Raw genomic sequence first — 23,840 nt, forward strand, 5'->3', positions numbered from 1 at the left:
AAGATTTTTATGTGCGCTGGAGCGACTGCGAAAAAGGAATGACATATGACTGCTGCAGAACTGGCCATCGAAACGTCTCAGGTTGAACCCAGCCGGACAAAGCGTTTGAAAGCAGCGACGCAGGACGCTCACAAGGTTCTGGACGGCTTCATCATGTCGGCAAAACCGTTCGAAAGCCGCGAGAATTTTGCGAAGTTCGTTCAGACGCAGTATCTTTTTCACAGAGATCTCGACGCCTTCTTCTTCAACGACACTCTCGCCGAACTCTTGCCTGACCTTAAAGGACGCCGGCGTTTGGGCTTTATCGAGCAAGATCTGGCAGATTTGTCGACAACAGTGCCTGCAAGCTCCGCAACTCATTTCAGCCACGATGATGCTGCATTCGATCTGCCCGAGGCTCTGGGATGGCTTTACGTGGTCGAGGGCTCGAACCTCGGTGCTGCCTTTCTGTTGAAAGACGCTGCGAAGATCGGCCTTGGCGAAACATTTGGTGCTCGGCATCTTGCAGGCGCACCCGAAGGGCGGGGATTGCATTGGCGTACCTTCGTTGCTGCGCTTGACGCAGTAGAGCTGACCGCAGAGGAAGAAAACCGAGTGATCGCTGGCGCAGAAGCCGCTTTCCACACTGTCCATGACCATGCAAAGCGTGTGATGGTTTAACCTTCTCTAACCGAGGGGCGGTTGCATAGTCCTTTGTGCGACTTGCCCTCAGATGCGGTTGAGCTACTATGAAACGGTGGCGGGGAGGCCACTCCATAGGAGGTTCAATGACGTATCGACTTTTTAAACGGCGAGCAGCTCTTGCACTCGCCGCATCCGCTGCTACTTTTCTTGCGATTGGCGCTTCAGCTCAAGCTCAGAGTTTTCCCGATAGAACAATAACGCTGGTCGTTCCTTTTGCTGCCGGCGGCTCTACCGACGTTGTCGCTCGCGTTATTGCGCAGAAAATGGGTGATGAACTCGGTCAGCAAATCGTTGTGGAAAATGTCGCAGGTGCTGGCGGAAATCTCGGGGCTGACCGGGTCGCACGGGCTGAGCCCGATGGCTATACGGTTTTGATGGGCACGGTCGCTACCCACGCTCTTAATCCCCTTATTCTTAAGACCAAACCCTATGATCCTGAAAAGGACTTCGCGCCGATCTCGCTGCTGGTCGTCGTGCCCAATGTTCTGGTCGTCAACCCACAGCTACCCGTCAACACGGTGGCCGAACTGGTTGCTCTTTTGAAAGCAGAGCCGGATAAATATGCCTATGCGTCATCCGGAAATGGAACGCCGCTCCACCTTTCCGGTGAGCTTTTCAAAGCTATGACTGGCGTCAGTATGCAGCACGTTCCCTATAAGGGATCAGGTCCGGCGCTGAACGATCTTCTCGGAAACCAGGTTTCCATCATGTTCGACAATTTGCCGTCGTCGTCAGGGCACGTCAAATCCGGTACGTTAAAGGCGCTGGGCGTAACGACGGCTGAGCGGGCAACATCCTTCCCCGACGTGCCGACGATTGCCGAAACAGTTCCAGGCTATGAAACCTACACCTGGAACGCACTGTTTGCGCCAGCGGGAACTCCCCCGGAAGCGATCGATAAACTGAACGCCGCTGCAAAAAAAGCGCTTGCAGACCCAAGCGTTGCTGCCCGAATGGCAGATTTCAGCGCCAAGATCGTCGGCTCCACGCCAGATGAGCTCAAGACCCATGTGGCACAGGAAATCGCCAAATGGGGTCCAGTCGTCAAAGACGCAAATGTTCAGATGGATTGAACTAGCGGCGATCAGTCTCCGGACTGATCGCCATTATCCCCAAGCCGGGCACATTTGAGGCAAAGGGGTACCTGTGATCAGAGCATTCTTGTGCTCTAGCGTTAGGGCCGCGAACGGACACATCCGACAATCAAATTATAAGTCCGTCTATAACCAATCGATCTGCCGAAGAAATAAGCAATATTTTTATCAAGCGATAAATATTTTATCATTTGATAAAAATAAAAATTCCGATACCTTATAAATCATTGTTTTTACACACCATACGAGACTGGCACGGAACCTGCATTTTACTTCTCATCAGTTCGATACGAACACAGGACATGGAGGGTGCAAATGGAAATCGGTGTTTTCATTCCAATTGGAAACAATGGCTGGCTGCTTTCGGAAAACGCGCCGCAATACAAGCCAAGTTTTGAGCTCAACAAACAGATCACGTTGGCGGCTGAAAAATATGGCTTCGATTTCGCGCTGTCGATGATCAAGCTGCGCGGTTTTGGCGGCAAGACCGAGTTCTGGGACTATAATCTGGAATCCTTCACGCTGATGGCGGGACTTGCAGCGGTCACCTCTAAAATCAAGCTTTTTGGCACCACCGCCACGCTTGTCATGCCTCCCGCGATCGTGGCGCGCATGGCGACCACCATCGATTCCATCTCTGGCGGCCGTTTCGGGATCAATCTCATCACCGGTTGGCAGCGCCCGGAATATAGCCAGATGGGCCTTTGGCCGGGCGATGAGTATTTTGGTGACCGTTACACCTATCTCAGCGAATATACGACGGTGCTTCAGGAGCTTTTGGCGACGGGCCAATCGGACCTCAAAGGCAAATATTTCACCATGGACGATTGCCGCATGAAACCGGTGCCGCAGGGTGATGTGAAGCTCATCTGTGCAGGTTCATCTGACAAGGGTATGGAATTCTCGGCGAAATTTGCGGATTACAGCTTCTGTTTCGGTGTTGGCGTCAACACGCCAAAGGCCTTTGCACCCACCAACGAACGTTTGCTGGCAGCCACCGAAAAAACGGGGCGAGATGTCCGTTCCTTCGTGCTGACCATGGTGCTTGCGGAAGAAAAATCCGAGGACGCCTGGGCAAAGTGGGAACACTACAAGGCCGGTGCAGATCAGGAAGCCATCAAATGGCTGGGCCTACAAAGCTCTGTCGATACAAAGTCGGGCTCCGATACCAATGTGCGCCATATGGCGAACCCGGTGTCAGCCGTGAACATCAATATGGGTACCATTATCGGCTCCTATGAAGAGGTTGCGGCCATGCTGGATGAGATGAGTGAAGTTCCCGGCACCGGCGGCGTCATGCTGACATTTGATGACTTCGTCGAGGGCATCGAGAAGTTCGGCAAATATGTACAGCCGCTGATGAAAAGCAGGCAGCATGTAACAGCGACATTGGAGGCCGCAGAATGACGCAAGCCGTTGTTGCTGGCTATCAGCCGCCAAAAAGCCGATCGGAGAGTGTCACGCTTCCTGCAAGGCCAGAGCCGATCTCATTGAAACCGAGCGAAACTGCGGTCGTGGTGGTGGATATGCAGAATGCCTATTCCACCGAAGGCGGTTATGTCGATCTGGCTGGTTTCAATATAGCCGGTGCCAAATCCACCATCGCCAATATCGGCAAAACGCTGGATGCAGCGCGCGCGGCGGGCGTTCAGGTCATCTATTTCCAGAATGGTTGGGATAGCGATTATGTTGAGGCAGGCGGGCCTGGTTCTCCCAACTGGCATAAATCCAATGCGCTGAAAACCATGCGTGCGCGACCGGATTTGCAGGGAAAGCTGCTGGCCAAAGGCACATGGGATTATGCCGTCGTTGATGAGCTGACGCCGCAACCGGGTGATATTCTGGTGCCCAAGACGCGCTATAGCGGTTTCTTCAACACCAATATGGACAGCGTGTTGCGGGCGAGGGGCATTCGCAATCTCGTCTTCGTCGGTATTGCCACCAATGTCTGCGTGGAAAGCTCGCTACGAGATGCGTTCCATCTGGAATATTTCGGCGTGATGCTGGAGGACGCGACCCATCATTTGGGGCCGGATTTCATCCAGCAGGCCACCGTCTATAATGTCGAGAAATTTTTTGGCTGGGTGGCGACGGTCAATGATTTCTGCGCCGTCATTTCGCAAGCGGCACCCATCGAAGATTGATGCAGCAACGATAAAGAGGAACATGACATGCCTAAAAAAATCATCGTACCGGAAGGCACAGCCAAGCCCATCGCGCCGTTTTCACCCGGAACATTGGCCGATGGCGTGGTCTATGTGTCCGGCACGCTACCCTTCGACAAGAACAATGACGTGGTGCATGTGGGCGACGCCGCAGCGCAGACGCGCCACGTTCTAGAAACCATCAAGTCGGTCATCGAAACCGCTGGCGGTACTATGGAAGATGTGACCATGAACCATATTTTCATCACCGATTGGGCCAATTACCAGGCGATCAACACTGTTTATGCCGAATATTTCCCCGGTGATAAGCCAGCCCGCTACTGCATCCAATGCGGTTTGGTAAAGCCCGACGCGCTGGTGGAAATCGCCACCGTCGCCCATATCGGCAAATAACGGTAGGGACCGCGCAATGATACATTTCGAGGTTCATGGTCGGCAAGAGCCTGCTGTCGAGACGATTGTCTTATCGTCAGGCCTTGGCGGCTCTTCCACCTACTGGGCACCACAGATGGACATGCTGCAAAAGCATTTCCGCGTTGTCGTCTATGATCATTGCGGCACTGGCCGAACCGGTGGAGAAGTGCCGGTCAACGGCGGTATCTCCGCCATGGCCGATGATGTGCTGGAGCTGGCAAGCCAATTGAGCCTCGAAAAATTTCACTTCATGGGTCATGCACTAGGCGGCCTGATCGGTCTCGATATCGCGCTGCGCAAACCCAGTTTAATCGATCGGCTGGTGCTCGTGAATGCGTGGAGCAAGGCGGATGCCCATTCCGGACGCTGCTTCGATGCGCGCATATCGCTGCTGGAAAATTCCGGCGTCGAGGCCTTCGTAAAGGCGCAGCCGCTCTTTCTATACCCTGCCGTATGGATGTCCGATAATGCCGAGCGGCTGGCGAAGGACGACGCCCATGGTGTTGAGCATTTTCAGGGCAGAGACAATGTTCTGCGCCGCGTAGCAGCGCTCCGGTCGTTCGATGTGGACGGGCAACTGGCAGACATCAACAATTATACCTTGGTTGTTGCTGCGAAAGATGACTTGCTGGTGCCTTATACGCGTTCCGTCAGGCTTGCAGACGGTTTGCCAAACGCCGAGCTCGTGCTTTTCGATGAGGGCGCACATGCGATCAATATAACCGATGTCACAGGTTTCAATGCAAGTTTGGAGAAATTCCTGCTTGCCCCGGCATCGGCGTAAATTTGATGATTTGTAAGGGAAGGTTCGTTTAGATGCAGACGTTGTCTCTCAAAAAGGATGCTACAATGGAGACGAAGACTGTAGAACAGCGCGGGCTGGATTATCGCAACGCGATGTCGCAACTTGCCGGCGCCGTCAACATCGTCACGACGGATGGCGCAGCGGGCAGGGCCGGTTTTGCGGCAACGGCGGTGTGCAGCGTCTCGGATAATCCGCCGACATTGCTGGTCTGCCTCAACCGAAATTCCTCCGCGCATAAATTCGTCATCGCCAACGGCGTCGTTTGCATCAATACGCTGGCAGCTGAGCAAGAACAGTTAAGCGGCATTTTTGGCGGCAAGACACCGATGGATGTCCGGTTTTCATCTGGAGAATGGACCACGCTGGAAACCAAGGCACCGGTGTTGGAGGGCGCACTGGTCTCCTTCGATTGCCGCATCCGCACCATTCACGATGGTGGCACGCACGATATTCTCATGTGTGAAGTGCTCGATACGGTCATCCGCGAGGGTGAGGAAGCCCTGATCTATTTCAAACGGGGCTACCGCACACTCTGACGCGTTGTATGGCGTTCAGTCGATGCTTTTTCCAAAGCGTTCAAAGCTTTCCGCAAGCACAGTCGTTCCGGTGCCCGGCAGTTCGGGGCGTTTATAGATGCCATCATAGACATTGGCCGGTTCTTCGAAGTGATCCTTGATCCACGGAATATATTCAAGGATCGTCGAGGCCGGATGCCAATAGCTGAGATGCACATGCACCTGGCTCATTTCGCCCGCATGCGGAACGACAGGCAGCCGGTGTGCGAGCGCCAGATCGGCGACCTGGATGTATTCGGTAATACCGCCAAGCCTCGTTACGTCCGGCTGCACATAGGCGACGGCACCCGCCGCGATGAAGGAGCGAAAAGCGTCAACGGTATAAAGCTGTTCACCCAGCGCAATCGGGATCGATGTGTTGCGCGCCAACGTCGCATGGCTGACGACATCGTCATACCACATCGGCTCTTCGAACCAGTAGATATCCAGATCGCGGGCGAGGGCGCAGAAGCGTTGGCAGGTGGGCAGATCCCACTTGCCGTTTCCATCGATCGCGATGCGGATGGACGAGCCGAGGCGCTTGCGAACCGCTGTCAGCCGTTCGATGTCGACATTGGGATCGTCATGCCCGACCTTGATCTTTATCCGGCTAAAACCGTCTTCTTCCACGGCCTTTGCCGAACCGCTCAAAAGGGCATCTTTGGAGAAGGAAAGCCATCCGATATCAGTATTGTAGGCCTCAAGCTTGTCTGTACGGGCTCCGCCCAGATAGGCCCATAATGGCTGCTGCGCCTTTTTCGCTTTCAGGTCCCACAGGGCCACGTCGACGGCGGCCAGTGCCAGTTGCGTAATGCCGGCTCTGCCGACCCACTGCAAAGATGGGTGACGGGCCAGCTTGGTCCATAACCGCGTGTGATCGCTGGCATCCTCGCCGATCAGAAGCGGTGCGTAGCAATCTCGAATACAGGATGTGATCAACCGGTCGGATGCCAGATGTGCATGGGTGCCGGTGAAGCCGTACCCCTCCAGACCGTCTGCGGTGACGATCTTTGCGCCGACAACACCCCAATGGGTAATGCTGTGGGTCGAATCTGAAATCGAGTCCGATGTCAGTGGTAGATGTAGAATGAAGGGATGAATGGATGCTATTTTCATGATGGATAATCCTCCTCCGATTATCATGATGACGTCGAGTTTACAGACAGATCGTCAATGCGAATCCAGCCGTTCGAGATAGGGTAGTTCGTCGGGTGAAATAACTTCCGCGACCGCCTGAATGCGCAGCATGGCGCGGCTGCGGGAGATTTGCAGATGGCGGGCCAATTCATCTTGCGCACCGACCAGATCGCCAGCGAGCAGACAGTCGAAAATGGCCAGGTGCTCCGGCAGAAACGGCTCTGTGTCGAACAATTCCATGGTCCAATGGTAGAGAAAATGGTGCGCTACCAACAAAGCCTGGGGCAGGCTGATGGCCCGCATCAGTGATTCATTGCCGCAATATCCCAGCAGTTCGACGTGAAGCTGTTGTTCCAACGCATCCAGCGTGTGCCCTTCGATGGTGTCGATAGAGGCAATCGCATCCATGACGTTTCGGCGTAGCGTCTCAAGCAATCCGGCTGGCAGATTGGGAACGGCCTTTGCCAGAGCCAATGGCTCCAATATCCAGCGAAGCTCATAGAGCTCTTCGATATGTTTTGCAGTCAGCGCGGGTGCGTACCAACGGCCGCTATCGTCCTTGCGCACGATACCACGCTGCTGAAGGCGGGAAACGACATCGCGGGCAACGGTTCGGCTAACGCCGTAATGCTTTGCCAAAAGCGCTTCGTTGATGCGCCAACTGGCGAGGGACGTGCGGGAAACGATCTCGATCTCTATGTCGGAATAAATGATTTCCCAGCTGGACTGGCTGTGGATGCGAGCATCTGTAGCTGAAATGGAAAGTGGCGCAACTATCTCCAACGCTTTTGCTGGCAGCGATGTATGAGCGACGACATCATAACCCCGGGCTTCCGCTTTGCGCAGCAATTGCAACTGTTCAAGCTCAACAAGCGCTTTTCTGGCGGGTGCTCGACTGATGCCGAAACGCTTGGCGATCATCGTCTCTGTAAGCCTCGTACCCTCTCCAATCACGCCGTTGAGGATATCGGCAGACAGGGCCTCGCTGGCGCGGCGATAGAGTTTCAGGCCAATGCCCGTCGTGCCCTTCATGAAAAATTGTCCCGCTCTGTTCCCACCGGCTTTGATGTTTTGACGCTTCAGGGATTGCACGACAAAATATTTGTGTCTAGTGTATGCACAAGACATTTTGATGGGAGGAGCCGAAATGTTTAAGGCAAGTGCGCTTTGAAAGTGCCGCTTTCCATTCTCGATCGCTTTTGTCGAGCCGTCTTTGCCGCTGCCGGTGCAAACACGGCAACGGCTGACGCGGCAAGCCGGGCGATGATGCATGGCACGCGACATGGGGTGGACAGCCACGGTGTTCGTTTGCTGGATCACTACATCTCAGCGCTGGAGGGCGGCAGGATCAACCGCAGCCCCAACCTGAAACGGGTCGCAGGTTTTGGCGCGGTCGAAACGCTGGATGCTGATAATGCTCATGGAGCACTTTCGGCCTATACAGCTATGGATCGCGCTACCAAGATTGCTGAAACATTCGGCATTGGTGCGGTTGCCATCCGCAACACGTCGCATTTCGGACCAGCAGGCGCTTACTCGTTTGAGGCTGCCAAAAAAGGCTTCATCGGTATCACCTTCTGCAATTCCGATAGTTTCGTGCGCCTCCACGATGGCGCGACTCGTTTCCATGGCACCAATCCCATTTCGGTTGGCGTACCAGTTGCGGGTGAAAATCCATGGCTGCTCGATATGGCGACCAGTTCCATTCCCTACAATCGCGTGCTGCTCTATCGCAGCCTTGGCCAGGCTTTGCCGCAAGCCACAGCATCGGATGCGGGCGGGCACGATACGCTTGATGCCGACGCCGCAGACATGTTGGCCCCTTTGGGTGGTGAGTTCGGTTTCAAGGGTGCAGCGCTTGCAGGGGTGGCGGAAATTTTCAGTGCAGTGCTGACCGGCATGAAGTTGAGCTTCGACATTCCACCCATGGGTGGGCCAGATTTTTCGAAGCCGCGGGGTTTGGGTGCGTTCGTTCTGGCTCTCAAACCTGAAGCTTTCGTTGAAAAGGAAATCTTTGACGAGGGGATGCAGCGCTATCTGCATGCCTTGCGTAGTTCTGCAGCCAGACAAGATTGCCATGTCATGGCACCCGGTGACCGGGAATGGGCGGTGGCGGCTGAACGAGAAGAGACCGGTGTGCTGATCGACCCTGCCACCCGTGACGCCTTTCTTGCATTGGGTAAGCGTTTTGGCGTGAGGGTGCTAGGAGAGTGAATTCTCGAGGGATATTAACAATCTTTAATTTGCCGGTTGACTTGATGATTTTATCCGCTCTAAATGGAAACTGGTAAGGCCACTTTACCAAACCGCATTCGGGATAATGCGTCGGGAGGGTTCACATGTTTGTCGCTTTGGAGCCGCGACGCCTGCATAGACAGGTCGCGGACCAGATACGTGCGCTCATCGAAGCGGGAGAGATTGCCCTGGGAGCAAAGCTCCCAGCCGAGCGCGACCTTGCCGAGAGATTTGCCGTGTCGCGACCGACCGTGCGCGAAGCTTTGATCGTTCTGGAAGTGGAAGGATATGTTCAGATTCGAATGGGATCCGGCGTCTATGTCAGCCAGCGTCCACATCTGGTGCCGCCTATTTTGCCGGTCGATGAGAGCGACGGACCGTTTGAAATCCTTCAGGCCCGAAGCATTATCGAAAGTGCAATTGCCGAGGAAGCTGCAAGACTTGCGACCCCCGAGCACATCGTTGCTCTGGATGATGCCATCAGCCGTATGGAAAGCGCGATAGGGGATCCGGTCAAGATGCTCGTCCACGACCGTGCCTTTCATACTGCGATTACCGACATTATCGGTAACGCCACGCTTCATAATTTTACCGGCCATATCTTCGACCGGCGCATGACGCCCTATTTCGAACGGCTGGCGGCGCACTTTGAAGGGCCGCATACGTGGCGCGCAGCGCTCGAGGAGCACACGGTCATACGCAACGCGATTGCAGCCAATGATGCCAACGGCGCGCGCGACGCAATGCGACGGCATTTGAAGCTGTCGCAGAAGAGATTTTCCGAAAGCTTTGGTGAGGAGCCGTAGGAGAGCGATGGTTCCGTCAGGAGAGAGGGCGGGACTTGGACGACAGACATCTGATTTCAATCCGGGAGGGAAACCAAATGATATCAAGATTGACAACATTGCTTGGTGCAACGGCCATGGTCGTGGCATCCGCATTCGCAGCGCAAGCACAGACCGCTCTCAAATGGGCGCATGTCTATGAGACGACCGAGCCGTTCCACACGGAATCCGTATGGGCCGCCAAGGAAATCGAAAAACGTACCGAAGGCCGATACAAGATCGACGTCTTCCCCGCATCGCAGCTGGGTAAAGAGGCCGACATCAACCAGGGCCTGAAGCTGGGAACGGTCGATATCATCATTTCCGGCTCCAGCTTTGCGGCGCGTGATTTCAAGCCTATTGGCGTAACCTACTTTCCCTACATCTTTCGGGATCCAGAGCATCTGATCGCCTATACCAAAAGCGACGTCTTCAAGCGCTTGGCGAAAGGCTATGCTGACAAGACAGGTAACATCATAGCGGCGGTCAGCTATTACGGTACGCGTCACACCACATCCAATCGACCCATCGAAAAATGTGCTGATCTGGCCGGCGTGAAAATGCGCGTTCCGGATGTTCCAGCCTACCTCGCCATGCCGCGTGCCTGCGGTGCCAACACCACGCCGATTGCTTTTGCCGAAGTGTATCTTGCACTCCAGAACGGAACCGTCGATGCCCAGGAAAATCCACTGACGACCATCGAAGCGAAGAAGTTCTTCGAAGTGCAGAAGAACATCGTTTTGACCGGCCACATCGTCGACCATCTCAACACGTTGATTTCCAAGAGCCGTTGGGCAAGCCTTTCCGACGAGGACAAGAAGATTTTTGTCGATGTCATGCAGGAAGCAGCAACCAAGACCACCAAGATCATCGAAGAGCGTGAAAACGCGCTGGTCGATGAATTCAAGAAACGTGGCCTGACGGTCACGGAAGTCGATAAGGCAGACTTCGAGAAGAACGTGGTCGAGAAAGTGAAGTTCGAAGACTTCGGTTACGAAAAGTCCGATTGGGAAGCCATTCGCGCCATCAAGTAACACCGTCTCCGGCGCGGCCGTCACAAGCTGCGCCGTCCTTCTCTTTTCAGTTGGGACAATGCAATGTCGCAGGAAATTCACACTCAGGTCACCCCTGAGGAACTTGCCCATACGTTTGACGAAGCACCACTGGACGTTGATCTCTCGGTTTATTCCTTCGAAGACTGGCTCACGCTTGCCTTGTTCTGGATGATGACCGCCTGCGTCTTCCTGCAATTTTTCACACGCTACGTGCTGAACGATAGCTATGCCTGGACGGAAGAAATCGCGGTCAACTGCTTGATCGGCGTGGTCTTCATGGGGTCTGTCATGTGCGTGCGCATGTCGCGCCACATTCAGGTGGATGTTCTCTACCATTATCTGCCGCCAAACCTCACGCGGGTCATGTCGCTGACCGTGGATGTGCTGCGGATCGGCTTCTTCGGCTACATGTCGTGGCTGATGTGGCGTTATCTGGAAATCGTCGCAGATGAGGAAATGGTTACGGTTGCGCTGCCACGCAGTCTGGTTTTCTACACCGTCTTTGCTGCTTTCGTCCTGATGTTCCTGCGGTCCATTCAGGTGTTCGTTGCCAATCTTCGCCGTGGTTACTCCGTTCTGGAGCGGCCTGAAGAGTTCCAGAGCGCGGGAGATTGATGCCATGTTGCTGTTGATAGGTTCCTTTCTCGTCTTGATGGTCATCGGTCTGCCGGTCGCCATTTCCATGGCCGTATCGTCACTGGCCTATATTCTCTTTTACAATGTCGCCCCTGACATCATCGCCGCGCAGCGCATGATTGCCGGTGTCGAAAGTTTTCCGCTGCTTGCCGTGCCGTTCTTCATTTTGGCGGGCAATCTCATGAACAGCGCCGGCGTCACGGGCCGCATCTATTCCTTTGCCGTTGCCCTTGTCGGCTGGATGAAGGGTGGACTTGCCCAGGTCAACATCATCGGTTCGGTGATTTTCTCCGGCATGTCGGGTACGGCTCTTGCCGATGCCGCCGGTATCGGCACCATCGAAATCAAAGCGATGAAGGACCACGGTTATCCGGTGGAGGCGGCCGTTGGCGTTACCGCCGCATCCGCCACGCTGGGGCCGATCTTCCCGCCGTCCTTGCCCTTCGTGATCTATGGCATGATGGCCAATGTCTCCATCGGTGCTCTTTTCATGGCAGGCATCGTTCCCGGCGTGGTCATGACTCTGCTGATGATGATCACGGTTACTGTCTTCGCCTATGTCAAGAACTGGGGCTCGGACACACCGTTCAGCCTGCGCACCATCTTCGGCGCATCGCTTGAAGTTCTGGTCGTCATGCTGGTGCCGATCGGGATCTATGTGCTGACCATGTTCGGCATGTCACTCAACCTCGCCATCTTCATCGTTCTGGCCATCCTGATTGCCTGTGACTGGTATTTCGACTTCTCCGCCGTCATGGCGCTGATGACGCCGGTCATTCTCATCGGTGGCATGACGATGGGCTGGTTCACGCCGACCGAAGCGGCTGTCGCAGCCGTGTTATGGTCGCTGTTTCTGGGTCTTGTCCGCTATCGGACCATGACGATGAAGTCGCTGGCCAAAGCCACATTCGACACGATCGAGACGACTGCCGCCGTTCTGTTCATCGTCGCGGCCGCGTCTGTCTTTGCATGGCTGTTGACGGTCAGTCAGGCGGCGCAGCTTCTCTCCACGGCCATTCTGACGCTGACGGACAGCAAGTGGATATTCCTGATCCTTGTCAATATCCTCATGCTTTTTGTCGGCTGCTTCCTGGATACGATTGCGGCAATCACCATCCTCGTGCCGATCCTTCTGCCGCTGGTGCTGCAGTTCGATATCGATCCGGTGCATTTCGGTCTGATCATGACGCTGAACCTGATGATCGGTCTTCTGCATCCGCCCCTTGGCATGGTGTTGTTCGTGCTATCGCGTGTCGCCAAACTGTCGGTGGAGCGAACGACGATGGCCATTCTGCCGTGGCTTGTACCTCTGTTCGTCGCGCTTATTCTCATTACCTTCATTCCGGCGATTACCCTGTGGTTGCCAACGGAAATGGGACTTATCCGCTAAGACAACCACGCCCGCGCACCTGCTGCGCGGGCGTTCCTTCCCCTTTGCATGATAGAAAGCAAACGCATGCTCACTCGCGTGGCGCGTCTTTACGGCAAACAATCCATCAAGGTCGAAACCCAGAATGTGCCCCAGCCCGGCCCCGGCGAAGTGCTGCTGCGCATGGCGGCTGGCGGCATCTGCGGCTCCGATCTGCATTATTATCAGGATGGCGGCTTTGGCCCCGTTCAGGTCCGTGAACCGATTATCTCAGGTCATGAGGCATCCGGTTATGTGGAAAAGCTGGGGGAAGGCGTCAGTGCCTTGGCGATTGGCGCGCTGGTCGCCGTCAATCCCTCCCAGCCCTGCGGCAACTGCCACTATTGCAACATCGATCAGCCGATCCATTGCCTCGACATGCGCTTCATGGGCAGCGCCATGCGCCTTCCGCATGAACAAGGCATGTTTCGCGACTGGCTGGTCGTGCCTGCACAGCAATGCTTCGCTTTTGATGCCCACACGACACCCGCAGAAGCCGCTTGCGCCGAACCTATGGCCGTCTGCCTGCATGCGGTCGCGCAGGCTGGTGATCTGGCTGGGAAGCATGTTCTTATCACCGGTGCCGGACCAATCGGATTGCTGACGGTCGCCGCAGTCAAGCATGCTGGGGCCGGTGAAATCGTCGTGACCGATCTGGCCGATGCCGCCCTGTCGCGTGCACCTGCCATGGGCGCAGACCGCACGATCAATGTCGCATCCAACGCCGATAGCCTTACACCCTATCAGGAGGGCAAAGGTACATTCGATGTCGTGTTCGATTGCTCTGCCGCAGGCCCGGCACTGCGCGCCGCTTTCGCCTGCATCAAGCCACGAGGTACCCTTGTGCAGGTTGGCGTGACGGGCGATGTGACCATTCCGCTCAACGCTCTCGTCGGCAAGGAAATCGTCTGGCGCGGGTCACAGCGGTTCGACCGGGAGTTCGGTGACGCCGTAAGACTGATTTCGTCGCGAGCCATCGATGTGCGCCCGATCATCTCCCATGAGTTTCCGCTGGAGCGCGCAGTCGAAGCCTTCGAGCAGGCAGGCGACCGTTCAGTTGCTTGCAAGGTACAGATCACGTTCGGCCAAGACCATTGATTTTTTGAGGACTTAACGATGAAACATACATGGCGCTGGTTTGGACCGGTGGACAAGGTAACGGTCAGGGACGCCGCTCAAGCCGGTGCAGAGGGCATTGTCAGCGCGCTGCATCACATTGAAACCGGTGCCGTCTGGCCTGTCGATGAAATTGCCAAGCGCCACGACGCCATCAAGGCGGGCGGTCTTTACTGGGACGTTGTCGAAAGCGTTCCGGTTTCCGAAGATATCAAGACCCAGACGGGAGACTGGAAATCCCACATCGCCAATTGGCAGGAAACGTTGCGCCGCTTGTCGGCCAGCGGCATCCGCACCGTTTGCTACAACTTCATGCCGGTTCTTGACTGGACGCGGACCGATCTGCGCTGGGAAACACGCCATGGCGCAAAAGCCATGCGGTTCGATCTGACCGATTTCGCTGCTTTCGACATCCACATCCTCAAACGTCCGGATGCCAAGGCGGATTACCCGGATTGGCTGGTGGAGGAGGCCGCCAAACGCTTTTCCGAGATGCCCGATACGAAGATCATCGCTCTCGGGCTCAATATCGGCGCTGGTCTTCCCGGTTCGGCGGATGGCTACACGCTGGACCAGCTTCTGGCAAAATTGCGGACCTATCAGGGTGTGGATCGTCTGAGGCTGCAAGCCAATCTGGTGGATTTTCTATCTGAGGTCGTGCCTGTCGCAGAAGAGGTGGGGATCAATATCTGCGCGCATGGCGATGATCCGCCTTGGCCGCTGCTGGGCTTGCCGCGCATTCTCTCAACGCAGGCCGATTACGCGTATATGCTGGGGCAGGTGGGTAGTCGCGCAAACGGTGTCACTCTGTGTACCGGCTCTCTCGGTGCGCATAAGGATAACGACCTGCCGCTGATCGCCAAGTCCTTTGCCGACCGCATCCATTTCGTCCACTTGCGCAACGTGACGCGTGATACCGATACCGTACCTTGCTCATTTTTCGAGGATGAGCATCTTGAGGGGGCTACCGATATGGTCGCCGTTATCGCAGCGTTGCTGGACGAGGAAAAGCGCAGACGGGCGGAAGGTCGCGACGACCATCGCATCGCCATGCGCCCGGATCACGGACAGGAAATCCTGGATGACCTGACGCGTGGCGCACAGCCCGGTTATCCAGCTATCGGCCGCCTGAAGGGTCTGGCCGAACTGCGCGGAATAGAGCGTGCTCTTCTTCATCCACAATACGGTCGAGTATAGTAGCCATGGACAGACTATCTTCCTCCACGATCCTGCCGGAAAGCGTTGTCGGTCCCGCCTATGATCGCAAGGCCTTGAAGCCTGGTATCGTACATATCGGCTTGGGGGCTTTTCACCGCGCCCATCAGGCTGTGTTCACGCAAAAAGCCCTTGAGCAAAGCTTTGGTCCCTGGGGTATCGTCGCCGTCAATCTGCGCTCACCAGAACCGGTTCAAGCATTGGCCGACCAGGATGGCCTCTATTCCGTCATCGTCCGCAACGCCGAGGGCGACCGTGCTGAGGTGATCGGCGCGACGGTAGACTGGCTTTGTGCCGCTGACCGCGGCGAGGATGTTCTCAATTATCTCGCCAGCTCCGGTATTCGGGTCGTCACCCTGACCGTCAGCGAAAAGGCTTACGGACTGGACCCGGTAACGGGCGGGCTGGACCTCAAGCATCCTTCTGTTGTGGCCGATATGGCCAATCCGCACGCGCCGGTCGGAGCAATCGGCTTTCTGGTGGAAGGTCTTAGCCGACGCCGGGAAGGTGGACTTTTACCCTTCACGGTGCTGTGCTGCGATAACCTGCCATCCAATGGCCATGTGGTGCGTCGTCTGGTGCTTGACATGGCAGAGCGACGTGATCCGGAACTGGCACGGTGGATTGGCAAGGAAGGCAAGTTCCCGTGCAGCATGGTGGACCGAATTGTGCCAGCGGCGACCGATGAAACGAGGGCGCGCGCAGCCCGCATGCTGGGTGTTGAAGACCGGCTTGCCATTGAGACAGAGCCGTTTTTGCAATGGGTGATCGAAGACGACTTCGTATCGGGTCGTCCTCAATGGGAAGCCGCGGGAGCGGTCTTTGCGCAGTCTGTCGAGCCCTATGAAAACATGAAGCTTCGATTGCTGAATGGCTCGCATACGCTGATTGCGCATTTGGGCATTCTGAACAATCTGGAATTCGTGCGGGATGTCATGGCTGTGCCGGAGTTCGTTGAGAAGGTGAAACGGCACATGGAGGCTGCTGCCAGTACGCTGGCACCGGTTCCCGGCATCGATCTTCCGTTTTACCGAAACGAATTGCTCGAGCGCTTCTCAAACCCAACTATTGCCCACCGCAATGAACAGATCGCCATGGACACCAGCCAAAAGCTGCCCCAGCGCATTCTGGCTGCCACTGTGGAAGCCTTGGCCGCGGGTAAAGATGCCACCGAGTTCGCCTATGTTGTGGCGGTGTGGATTGCATCCATTCACAAGCGTGGGGACCTCAACGACCCTCGCAAATCGGAAATACTGGCAGCAGCCAAGCATGTCGACAATACCGATCCTTCCGCGCCGTTCTTCGCTATAGAGGGATTGTTCCTGGCGGAACTGGTGAAGAATCGCAGCTGGCGGGACTTGGTCAATCGCGAGTTGGCAAAATTTGCCCTCTGATTTTAGGGCAGGTGAGCAACAAAAAACCCGGCGAAATCTCGCCGGGTTTTTTGTTTCATTGGGTGAGCTATTCCATTTTGTGGATGTCGCGATCCTTGGTTTCCGGCAGGAACAGCAAGCCGACAACCAGCGTGATGCCTGCAAAGATGATCGGATACCAGAGGCCGTAATAGATATCACCCTTGGCAGCACTCATGGCGAATGCAGTTGCGGGGAGAAGTCCGCCGAACCAGCCGTTACCGATGTGATACGGCAAGGACATGCCAGAGTAGCGGATGCGGGTCGGAAACATTTCGACCAGCAGCGCGGCAATCGGGCCATAGACCATCGTCACGTAGATAACGAGAACGGTGAGAACCGCGATGATACCGATCCAGTTCACGGCGGCTGGATCAGCGACCATGGTAAAGGCGCCGCCGCCAGCGACCGTGTAGACGGCCATCTCGGTTGCACCATTCAACTCGGCGGGCGTCAGCAACTTGTCTGCCACCAACTTGTCGGCTGGCACCGTTTTGGCGGGCGTGGCACGCACCGCGTCTGCGTTCAGGCCAAGTTCCGGGTTTGCTGCAATGAAACCATCAAGCTTGGCAGCTGGCACTTGAGCCGCACCACGCACGAGCGGATAGCCGCCATCGTGAAGCGCAATGTTGACCTGCTTTTGGAAGGTACGGTCGGTTGCTGCCGCATTCGCACCGGCTGCGGCGGCATCATAGCTGGTGATTGTCTTGTCACCGATCTTCACCGTCGCTGGCTGGCCAGCAGGGCCATCTACGACATCATAGGGCACTGAGTTTCTGGTCAGGAACGACGTGGCGATATCGCAGGAGGTGGTGAACTTCGCTGTGCCGGTTGGGTTGAACTGGAAGCGGCAATCTCCCGGTGCCGCGGTGACGGTTGCGCGAACCGAAGCCTGCGCCTGGGCCAGTGCAGGATTACCAGCCCATGTCAGTGCCTTGAACAGCGGGAAGTAGGTCAGCATGGCCAGAACGAGGCCCGCCATGATGATCGGCTTGCGGCCGATTTTGTCGGAAAGCCAGCCGAACAGCACGAAGAAGCCCGTACCAAGCAGAAGAGCGCAGGCGACCATGATGTTGGCCGACTGGCCGTCCACCTTCAGAATACTCTGCAGGAAGAACAAGGCGTAGAACTGGCCGGTGTACCAGACCACGGCCTGACCGATGACAGCACCGACAAGCGCGATGATAGCGATCTTGGCATTTTTCCACTGACCGAAAGCTTCGCTCAATGGTGCCTTGGAGGTCTTGCCCTCTTCCTTCATTTTCTTGAAGGCAGGCGACTCGCTCATTTTCAGACGAATCCAGACGGAGACGCCAAGGAGAATGACGGATAGTAGGAACGGAATGCGCCAGCCCCAATCGGCAAAGGCTTCACGACCCACCGCAAATTGCACGCCGAGAATGACGACGAGGGACAGGAAGAGACCGAGCGTCGCTGTTGTCTGGATCCATGACGTGTAATAGCCGCGACGGCCATTGGGCGCATGTTCGGCCACGTATGTCGCCGCACCGCCATATTCGCCGCCAAGGGCCAGGCCCTGCAACATGCGCAGGAGGATGAGGATGATCGGTGCCGCGATACCGATCTGCGATGCATTTGGCAGAACGCCGACCAGGAAGGTTGAAAAACCCATGATCAGAATGGTGACGAGGAAGGTGTATTTGCGGCCGACGAGGTCACCCAGTCGACCGAACACGAGTGCGCCGAACGGGCGAACGAGAAAGCCCGCAGCAAAGGCAAGAAGGGCAAAGATGTTGCGCGTCGTTTCCGGATACTGACTAAAGAAGTTCGCGCCGATATAGATGGCCAGAGAGCCATACAGATAGAAATCATACCATTCGAAGACTGTTCCGAGAGAAGAGGCGAAAATCACCTTCTTCTCCTCACCGGTCATGGGGCGGGCCTTTTCGTTGCCCGCGATTGCTGCATTCGCCATTCTCTGTCCTCCACAGATAATAAAATGACACATCGCATGCAGCTCTGTTCTCCCACGAGCTGCCCTGACAGTGCGATGCACCTGACCGCAGAGTGACAGAAAATTAACGAAAGGAAGAGCAATGCTTTCGGCTTATGACTTTAGTCTAATGTTGTCTGTGTGAAATGTTTGAGGTGATGGCAGCTTTGCGCGCAACGCGACGAAATTCAGACCGGTTTGCGCTTGACAGAAAATCGAAACACCATAATAGCTTTGCCACGAAAAGGAGCACGATTTTGATAAGACATGTCCACGACATGGTTGTCATGCAGAACCCGGCAGGATTTGCCGGTGCTCGTTCGTGCCTTGCCCACTCCATCCGAATTACGGCCAAAACGACGATTAAAACCGTCTGACGTCTCTGGCCCGCCGCTCTCTCCCCGGTATGGTCGGGGAAGAAGGAAGCCGCCGACTTGCGGGTTCCCCCTCACCAGAAACGAGGAGAGGCAGAAAGAGAGCTTAATCATGGGTTTCAAAGTTGCAATCGCAGGCGCCACCGGCAATGTCGGTCGCGAAATGCTCAATATTCTCGCTGAGCGCGGGTTTCCGGCAGATGAGGTCGTTGCATTGGCATCGGCCCGTAGCCAAGGCACTGAAGTGTCCTATGGCGACCACACACTCAAGGTCTCCAATATGGAGAACTACGATTTCTCCGATACCGATATCTGCCTGATGTCTGCCGGTGGCGATATTTCCAAGAAGTGGTCGCCAAAGATCGGTGCGCAGGGCTGCGTCGTCATCGATAACTCGTCCGCATGGCGCTATGATCAAGACGTTCCATTGATCGTGCCTGAGGTCAACGCCGACGCCATCGAAGGTTTCCGCAAGCGCAACATCATCGCAAACCCCAATTGCTCGACAGCGCAGCTCGTCGTTGCCTTGAAGCCTTTGCATGATGCGGCCAAGATCAAGCGCGTCGTCGTCTCCACCTACCAGTCGGTGTCAGGTGCGGGCAAGGAAGGCATGGACGAACTGTTCCAGCAGACGCGTGCCGTCTTCGTCGCCGATCCTGTCGAAACCAAGAAGTTCACCAAGCGTATCGCCTTCAACGTCATTCCGCACATCGATGTGTTCATGGAAGACGGCTACACGAAGGAAGAGTGGAAGGTTCTGGCCGAAACCAAAAAGATGCTGGACCCGAAGATCAAGGTCACCTGCACGGCCGTGCGCGTTCCTGTTTTCATCGGCCATTCGGAATCGGTCAACATCGAATTCGAAAACGAAATCACGGCAGATCAGGCTCGCGATATCCTGCGTGAAGCTCCCGGCTGCCTCGTTATCGACAAGCATGAAGACGGTGGCTACATCACCCCGGTCGAATGCGCTGGCGAAGACGCGACCTATATCTCGCGTATCCGCGAGGATGCGACGGTTGAAAACGGCCTGAATATTTGGGTGGTTTCCGACAATCTGCGCAAGGGTGCAGCCCTCAACGCCATTCAGATTGCCGAGCTTTTGATCAATCGCGGCCTTATCAAGCCACGCAAAGAGGCAGCTTGATACTGTTTTTTAACAAATATTAACTATAACCCGTCTATTCCACTGTGGGAACGGACGGGTTTTTCAGCTGAGTTGCTTATCACGGGCAGTTTATTTGCCGGTTATGATATCGACAGGCAGGTTGAATACCAACGACGTCTCAGTCAAGTGGTGACCGAGTTAGGGCATGATCCCAAGACATATTGAAGGCAGATTCTGATGCGGGCACTAAAAGCTTTTTCCGTTGGCGCAGTCATGGTTGCCGCATTTGCGGCTACACCGGTTCTGGCGGCGCAGTGCGGTAACACATCGGCAGGCTTTGACGCCTGGGTCGGCGCGTTCAAACAGGAGGCGGCAGGTCGTGGCGTCAGCGCTTCCGTTCTCGATCGCGCATTCTCGAATGTATCCTATAACAGGCCGACAATCAGCGCAGACCGTGGCCAGCACAGCTTCAAGCTTTCCTTCGACCAGTTCATGCAAAAGCGCGGCGGTCAGGCGATCATCTCGCGGGGCAAGGCCATGAAGAAAAACAACGCGGCCCTGTTTGCCAATATCGAACGCGCCTATGGCGTTCCCGCCGGTCCGCTTCTGGCGATCTGGGGCATGGAAACCGGCTTTGGCGGTTTCATGGGCAATCAGCATACGCTGTCTGCCGTCGCAACCCTATCCTATGACTGCCGTCGCTCGGACTACTTCACAGAACAGCTTTATGCGGCTTTGAAACTGGTTGGCAGCGGCAATTTGAGCGTAACGGCCAAGGGGGCCGCCCACGGCGAAATCGGCCAGACACAGTTCTTGCCTCTGAACGTCGTCCGTTACGGCGTCGATTTCGACCGCAACGGTCGCATTGATCTCGTCGGTTCGCGTGCCGATGCTCTCGCCTCAACCGCGAATTTTCTCGTTGGTCATGGCTGGCAGCGCGGTGCTGGATACCAGCAAGGCCAGACGAACTTCGCCGCCATTCAGGGCTGGAACGCTGCAAGCGTCTACCAGCAGGCCATCGCCTATATCGGCAAGGCTATCGACGGCCAATAATCTGGCCGCCGGATTTCAAGGTTGATCAAACTTCCGGGCGGCGAAAGTCGCCCGTTTTGCTGTCCATCACCCACAATTCGCCGGTCGAAATATCAAACCATGCACCGTGCAGCTTTACCTTGCCCGCGGTTTCCTGCGCCCTGACAAAGGGAAATGCGCGCAGGTTGCTGATGGAGTTGCGAATGGACACCCTCTCCAAGGCTGTCTGCCGCTCGCCTGCCGTCATGACGTCGTTGCTCTGGATTTGCTCGGCAGCCGATTTGACCATGTTCATCCATTTGCCGATGAAATCACCGGGAGACAGTGGCTCGAGATTAGGGTCGAGTGCAGCCTGAATGCCGCCGCAGCGGCCGTGGCCCATAACCACGATATCTTTGACCTTCAACACCTGCACGGCATATTCAATGGCAGCGGACGTAGCGTGGTACTGCCCGTCTGGCTCGTATGGCGGCACCATGTTGGCCACGTTTCTCATGACGAAGAGTTCTCCCGGCCCACAGTCAAAGATGGTTTCCGGTGCGGAACGGGAGTCACAACAGGCAATGATGAGGGTCTGTGGCTTTTGGCCGGTGTCCGCCAGTGCGCGGTAGCGTTCGCGCTCATCCGTGTAACGCCCGTCCATGAAGTTCTTATAGCCTTTGAGGAGGTAGTCTGGAAAATCTTTCATGATATCGCGGTACCGCTATGCTTGAGGCTTAGCTCTAAACGAGCCCAGCGCGTTGAAAAATTCATCTTTCAGCCGCTATTTGCGCTTGCTGCGCATAGGATGCAAGAGATGACGCATCTGCACCATGGCCATGGGTGTGGAAAGGCTCGACGCATCGGTTTCAAGGGTCAGTTCGTTCAACCCACGTTTCATGGTGCGCGCCAGCACCTCGAACACACTTGCGGTCGCCAATTGTAGCGCCCTTTCATCATCCATGCCCTGCAACAACCGAGCAAGGAAAAGGGCAGAGAGAAGATCGCCAAGGCCATTAGGGACATTGTCGATTGAGCGATGCTCGGCCAGAAGCGCGTGGCGTCCACTTAAAAACAGATTGCCAATGCCACCCGCCATCATCGGTACAGCGGATGTTACCAGCATCTTCGGTGGCCCGAGTGCCAGAGCCGCGTCCATGATCTCATTGTTGGTCTCAAGTTCCGCGCCGCTCATCCAGGCCAGTTCATAGCGGTTGGGCGTCGAAACGGTGGCCAGTGGAACGAGCTCGTCACGGATGGCTTCCGCCGTTTCAATCGGCACATACAATCCGCCCTTGTCGCCCATGACGGGATCGCAGAGATAGATGAGATCCGGATTGGCTTCTTTCATGGTGCGGATGAGGCGGGCGACGGATCGTACCTGATCGGCGCTGCCAAAATAACCGGTAAGGATGGCCCGCACCTCTCCCGACCATTTGGAACCCGCCAAATCCTGCATGGCCTTATCGAATTCGGTGTTGTCGAACCGCAGTCGCGTTGATGGGCCATGGCCGGGATGCCAGGGCATAACGATGGTCGGAACGGCCCAAACGGGAAAGCCCAGCGTCTCGAGCCCGAAAACAACCGCCCTGTTGCCGACGGAGCCGCGCATGACGTGGCTGGAGATGACGATGACGGAGCCGTTTGTGTTGTCCTGCATGGCGTACTCATTCAACTTGGTAGCAGCAACGGCTTCCACTTGACGCCATCGACTGCGTGATCGGTCCGTCATGGCACATCGTGCCGCCGCTTTCCACTGCTATGTGTGGTATCACCATGCGCAACTGGCTTGGTTTATTTCGCGGCGCGTTCCAGTGCCTTCAGCACGGTGCGTTCGGAAAGGGTCAGATAAAGCTCCATCTGGGTCGCTGCCTCTGTCACCTGACCCTTTTCGACAAGATTGAGAATCTGCTCGTTCATGTCGACGAAAGGGGAATGCAACTGCTCCGGGTCGTTCAACAGCCCGAAGCTGAGACGAAGCTCGGCAGCGACGCGGGCATAGAAATCGCTGAGCCGGCTGCTGTCCGACAAGTCGACCACGGCGGCGTGAAACCTCATATTGGCGCTACCGACTTCCCGCCACTGGCGTTGATCGCGTTGCGACTTGGCGTATTCAACCGCCTCACGCATGTTCGATGTTGCCGGATGTTTGGGCCACGCCTGACGCAGCGCGCCACACTCCAGCATGCGTCGGACCCGGTAGATATCTATGATCTGATCCGTGCTGGGCGTGGAGACGAAAACGCCGCGATTGGCTTCGTGTCGCAGCAGGCCGTCTTTGGTCAAAAGCCGGAAGGCTTCCCGCAGGGAGTTGCGCGATACATCCAGACGCTCGCTGAACGCCGCTTCGGATATTCGTTGCCCTGGCGTCAGGGCGCCGGTAATCAGAAGATCGCGAATATCTCTGGCCACGCGATCCGCAAGCGGCAGGGATTCCGTCATGACATTCTCTTCCTGGGAACTCATTCGCAGTCCATCTTTGAGGCGCGGTGTCCCGTGCACCGTCGATGAAGCTGGCAATATCACAAATATTGAGCGTCGCAGGTAAAAATCGTGCTTATTTTTAGTCCATAAGCGCCAAAGATTACGCAAATTGAAAGAACGATATAATTTTATTGTTCAACAATATTGACAATTTT

23 protein-coding genes are annotated in these 23,840 nt (G+C 55.9%); 17 read left to right on the forward strand and 6 right to left on the reverse strand.

All coding sequences use genetic code 11. The annotated features are described in order from the left end of the window. Positions 1-45 precede the first annotated feature (45 nt). From DSM25558_RS05200 to DSM25558_RS05230, 7 genes are all read left to right on the forward strand, one after another. On the forward strand, positions 46-660 hold the full coding sequence (locus DSM25558_RS05200) for a biliverdin-producing heme oxygenase (RefSeq protein WP_077102479.1): 615 nt from the start codon (positions 46-48) through the stop codon (positions 658-660). A 107-nt stretch (positions 661-767) separates the two neighbouring features. Next, positions 768-1,757, forward strand: a complete 990-nt coding sequence (locus tag DSM25558_RS05205) for a Bug family tripartite tricarboxylate transporter substrate binding protein (protein ID WP_077102481.1) — start codon at positions 768-770, stop codon at positions 1,755-1,757. A 336-nt stretch (positions 1,758-2,093) separates the two neighbouring features. Further along, positions 2,094-3,185 carry a pyrimidine utilization protein A gene (gene rutA, locus DSM25558_RS05210; RefSeq protein ID WP_077102483.1) on the forward strand — a complete coding sequence of 364 codons (1,092 nt, stop codon included), beginning with the start codon at positions 2,094-2,096 and terminating at the stop codon, positions 3,183-3,185. Further along, a complete protein-coding gene (gene rutB / locus DSM25558_RS05215; RefSeq protein WP_077102485.1) occupies positions 3,182-3,922 on the forward strand; it encodes a pyrimidine utilization protein B in 741 nt (246 codons plus the stop codon). The genes rutA and rutB overlap by 4 nt, the downstream gene beginning before the upstream one ends. 27 nt (positions 3,923-3,949) lie before the next feature. Next, positions 3,950-4,336, forward strand: a complete 387-nt coding sequence (gene rutC / locus DSM25558_RS05220; protein WP_077102487.1) for a pyrimidine utilization protein C — start codon at positions 3,950-3,952, stop codon at positions 4,334-4,336. Positions 4,337-4,352: 16 nt separating this feature from the next. Next, positions 4,353-5,141: a pyrimidine utilization protein D gene (gene rutD, locus DSM25558_RS05225; protein WP_077102489.1), complete on the forward strand. Its 789-nt coding sequence runs from the start codon at positions 4,353-4,355 to the stop codon at positions 5,139-5,141. 32 nt (positions 5,142-5,173) lie between these two features. Next, positions 5,174-5,698 (forward strand): flavin reductase, encoded by a 525-nt coding sequence (locus tag DSM25558_RS05230; protein WP_077102490.1) that lies wholly within the window; start codon positions 5,174-5,176, stop codon positions 5,696-5,698. A 15-nt stretch (positions 5,699-5,713) separates the two neighbouring features. Here the strand turns inward: DSM25558_RS05230 and DSM25558_RS05235 are convergent, their stop codons facing one another. Together DSM25558_RS05235 and DSM25558_RS05240 are read right to left on the reverse strand one after the other, a co-directional pair. After that, the gene (locus DSM25558_RS05235; RefSeq protein WP_077102492.1) at positions 5,714-6,832 is read right to left on the reverse strand and encodes a mandelate racemase/muconate lactonizing enzyme family protein; all 1,119 of its coding nucleotides are present in this window, start codon (positions 6,830-6,832) and stop codon (positions 5,714-5,716) included. Between the two features lie 54 nt (positions 6,833-6,886). Continuing rightward, positions 6,887-7,885, reverse strand: coding sequence for a GntR family transcriptional regulator (locus DSM25558_RS05240; RefSeq protein ID WP_077102494.1), 999 nt, complete (start codon positions 7,883-7,885; stop codon positions 6,887-6,889). Positions 7,886-8,020: 135 nt separating this feature from the next. Between DSM25558_RS05240 and DSM25558_RS05245 the strand changes: the two genes are divergently transcribed. The 8 genes from DSM25558_RS05245 (at position 8,021) to DSM25558_RS05280 (ending at position 16,736) form a co-directional block, all read left to right on the forward strand. Beyond that, positions 8,021-9,067, forward strand: coding sequence for an Ldh family oxidoreductase (locus tag DSM25558_RS05245; protein ID WP_077102496.1), 1,047 nt, complete (start codon positions 8,021-8,023; stop codon positions 9,065-9,067). Between the two features lie 125 nt (positions 9,068-9,192). Continuing rightward, a complete protein-coding gene (locus tag DSM25558_RS05250; protein ID WP_077102498.1) occupies positions 9,193-9,894 on the forward strand; it encodes a FadR/GntR family transcriptional regulator in 702 nt (233 codons plus the stop codon). Between the two features lie 77 nt (positions 9,895-9,971). Next, a complete protein-coding gene (locus tag DSM25558_RS05255; RefSeq protein ID WP_077102500.1) occupies positions 9,972-10,946 on the forward strand; it encodes a sialic acid TRAP transporter substrate-binding protein SiaP in 975 nt (324 codons plus the stop codon). Positions 10,947-11,009: 63 nt separating this feature from the next. Beyond that, positions 11,010-11,582: a TRAP transporter small permease gene (locus tag DSM25558_RS05260; RefSeq protein ID WP_077102501.1), complete on the forward strand. Its 573-nt coding sequence runs from the start codon at positions 11,010-11,012 to the stop codon at positions 11,580-11,582. 4 nt (positions 11,583-11,586) lie between these two features. Continuing rightward, positions 11,587-12,993, forward strand: coding sequence for a TRAP transporter large permease (locus DSM25558_RS05265; protein WP_077102503.1), 1,407 nt, complete (start codon positions 11,587-11,589; stop codon positions 12,991-12,993). Between the two features lie 66 nt (positions 12,994-13,059). Further along, a complete protein-coding gene (locus tag DSM25558_RS05270) occupies positions 13,060-14,109 on the forward strand; it encodes an L-idonate 5-dehydrogenase (protein ID WP_077102504.1) in 1,050 nt (349 codons plus the stop codon). Between the two features lie 18 nt (positions 14,110-14,127). Continuing rightward, positions 14,128-15,324: a mannonate dehydratase gene (uxuA, locus tag DSM25558_RS05275; RefSeq protein ID WP_077102506.1), complete on the forward strand. Its 1,197-nt coding sequence runs from the start codon at positions 14,128-14,130 to the stop codon at positions 15,322-15,324. Positions 15,325-15,329: 5 nt separating this feature from the next. Next, positions 15,330-16,736 (forward strand): mannitol dehydrogenase family protein, encoded by a 1,407-nt coding sequence (locus DSM25558_RS05280; protein ID WP_077102508.1) that lies wholly within the window; start codon positions 15,330-15,332, stop codon positions 16,734-16,736. 67 nt (positions 16,737-16,803) lie between these two features. On the opposite strand, the gene DSM25558_RS05285 is transcribed toward DSM25558_RS05280, so the two are convergent. After that, positions 16,804-18,690 (reverse strand): MFS transporter, encoded by a 1,887-nt coding sequence (locus DSM25558_RS05285; protein ID WP_077102510.1) that lies wholly within the window; start codon positions 18,688-18,690, stop codon positions 16,804-16,806. A gap of 504 nt (positions 18,691-19,194) precedes the next feature. On the opposite strand from DSM25558_RS05285, the gene DSM25558_RS05295 reads away from it, so the two are divergent. Next, positions 19,195-20,229 (forward strand): aspartate-semialdehyde dehydrogenase, encoded by a 1,035-nt coding sequence (locus DSM25558_RS05295; RefSeq protein WP_077102514.1) that lies wholly within the window; start codon positions 19,195-19,197, stop codon positions 20,227-20,229. A gap of 198 nt (positions 20,230-20,427) precedes the next feature. Continuing rightward, positions 20,428-21,243, forward strand: coding sequence for a lytic murein transglycosylase (locus tag DSM25558_RS05300; protein ID WP_103586155.1), 816 nt, complete (start codon positions 20,428-20,430; stop codon positions 21,241-21,243). Positions 21,244-21,268: 25 nt separating this feature from the next. Here the strand turns inward: DSM25558_RS05300 and DSM25558_RS05305 are convergent, their stop codons facing one another. From DSM25558_RS05305 to DSM25558_RS05315, 3 genes are all read right to left on the reverse strand, one after another. Beyond that, positions 21,269-21,910, reverse strand: coding sequence for a carbonic anhydrase (locus DSM25558_RS05305; RefSeq protein WP_077102516.1), 642 nt, complete (start codon positions 21,908-21,910; stop codon positions 21,269-21,271). A gap of 75 nt (positions 21,911-21,985) precedes the next feature. Further along, on the reverse strand, positions 21,986-22,861 hold the full coding sequence (gene pdxY, locus DSM25558_RS05310) for a pyridoxal kinase PdxY (protein ID WP_077102518.1): 876 nt from the start codon (positions 22,859-22,861) through the stop codon (positions 21,986-21,988). A 134-nt stretch (positions 22,862-22,995) separates the two neighbouring features. Then, positions 22,996-23,643, reverse strand: coding sequence for a GntR family transcriptional regulator (locus tag DSM25558_RS05315; RefSeq protein ID WP_077102520.1), 648 nt, complete (start codon positions 23,641-23,643; stop codon positions 22,996-22,998). Positions 23,644-23,840: the final 197 nt, after the last annotated feature.

This window comes from Agrobacterium sp. DSM 25558 (assembly GCF_900100825.1).
GTDB lineage: Bacteria > Pseudomonadota > Alphaproteobacteria > Rhizobiales > Rhizobiaceae > Agrobacterium.

What these genes read in the sequence shown, in the direction of transcription:
- DSM25558_RS05265 (WP_077102503.1), top strand. Translation starts at nt 11,587, where the DNA reads ATGTTGCTGTTGATAGGTTCCTTTCTCGTCTTGATGGTCATCGGTCTG.
- DSM25558_RS05205 (WP_077102481.1), top strand. Translation starts at nt 768, where the DNA reads ATGACGTATCGACTTTTTAAACGGCGAGCAGCTCTTGCACTCGCCGCA.
- rutA (WP_077102483.1), top strand. Translation starts at nt 2,094, where the DNA reads ATGGAAATCGGTGTTTTCATTCCAATTGGAAACAATGGCTGGCTGCTT.
- rutC (WP_077102487.1), top strand. Translation starts at nt 3,950, where the DNA reads ATGCCTAAAAAAATCATCGTACCGGAAGGCACAGCCAAGCCCATCGCG.
- DSM25558_RS05285 (WP_077102510.1), bottom strand. Translation starts at nt 18,690, where the DNA reads ATGGCGAATGCAGCAATCGCGGGCAACGAAAAGGCCCGCCCCATGACC.
- DSM25558_RS05235 (WP_077102492.1), bottom strand. Translation starts at nt 6,832, where the DNA reads ATGAAAATAGCATCCATTCATCCCTTCATTCTACATCTACCACTGACA.
- DSM25558_RS05255 (WP_077102500.1), top strand. Translation starts at nt 9,972, where the DNA reads ATGATATCAAGATTGACAACATTGCTTGGTGCAACGGCCATGGTCGTG.
- rutB (WP_077102485.1), top strand. Translation starts at nt 3,182, where the DNA reads ATGACGCAAGCCGTTGTTGCTGGCTATCAGCCGCCAAAAAGCCGATCG.
- rutD (WP_077102489.1), top strand. Translation starts at nt 4,353, where the DNA reads ATGATACATTTCGAGGTTCATGGTCGGCAAGAGCCTGCTGTCGAGACG.
- DSM25558_RS05300 (WP_103586155.1), top strand. Translation starts at nt 20,428, where the DNA reads ATGCGGGCACTAAAAGCTTTTTCCGTTGGCGCAGTCATGGTTGCCGCA.
- DSM25558_RS05305 (WP_077102516.1), bottom strand. Translation starts at nt 21,910, where the DNA reads ATGAAAGATTTTCCAGACTACCTCCTCAAAGGCTATAAGAACTTCATG.
- uxuA (WP_077102506.1), top strand. Translation starts at nt 14,128, where the DNA reads ATGAAACATACATGGCGCTGGTTTGGACCGGTGGACAAGGTAACGGTC.
- DSM25558_RS05260 (WP_077102501.1), top strand. Translation starts at nt 11,010, where the DNA reads ATGTCGCAGGAAATTCACACTCAGGTCACCCCTGAGGAACTTGCCCAT.
- DSM25558_RS05240 (WP_077102494.1), bottom strand. Translation starts at nt 7,885, where the DNA reads ATGAAGGGCACGACGGGCATTGGCCTGAAACTCTATCGCCGCGCCAGC.
- DSM25558_RS05315 (WP_077102520.1), bottom strand. Translation starts at nt 23,643, where the DNA reads ATGACGGAATCCCTGCCGCTTGCGGATCGCGTGGCCAGAGATATTCGC.
- DSM25558_RS05250 (WP_077102498.1), top strand. Translation starts at nt 9,193, where the DNA reads ATGTTTGTCGCTTTGGAGCCGCGACGCCTGCATAGACAGGTCGCGGAC.
- DSM25558_RS05270 (WP_077102504.1), top strand. Translation starts at nt 13,060, where the DNA reads ATGCTCACTCGCGTGGCGCGTCTTTACGGCAAACAATCCATCAAGGTC.
- DSM25558_RS05230 (WP_077102490.1), top strand. Translation starts at nt 5,174, where the DNA reads ATGCAGACGTTGTCTCTCAAAAAGGATGCTACAATGGAGACGAAGACT.
- DSM25558_RS05280 (WP_077102508.1), top strand. Translation starts at nt 15,330, where the DNA reads ATGGACAGACTATCTTCCTCCACGATCCTGCCGGAAAGCGTTGTCGGT.
- DSM25558_RS05200 (WP_077102479.1), top strand. Translation starts at nt 46, where the DNA reads ATGACTGCTGCAGAACTGGCCATCGAAACGTCTCAGGTTGAACCCAGC.
- DSM25558_RS05295 (WP_077102514.1), top strand. Translation starts at nt 19,195, where the DNA reads ATGGGTTTCAAAGTTGCAATCGCAGGCGCCACCGGCAATGTCGGTCGC.
- pdxY (WP_077102518.1), bottom strand. Translation starts at nt 22,861, where the DNA reads ATGCAGGACAACACAAACGGCTCCGTCATCGTCATCTCCAGCCACGTC.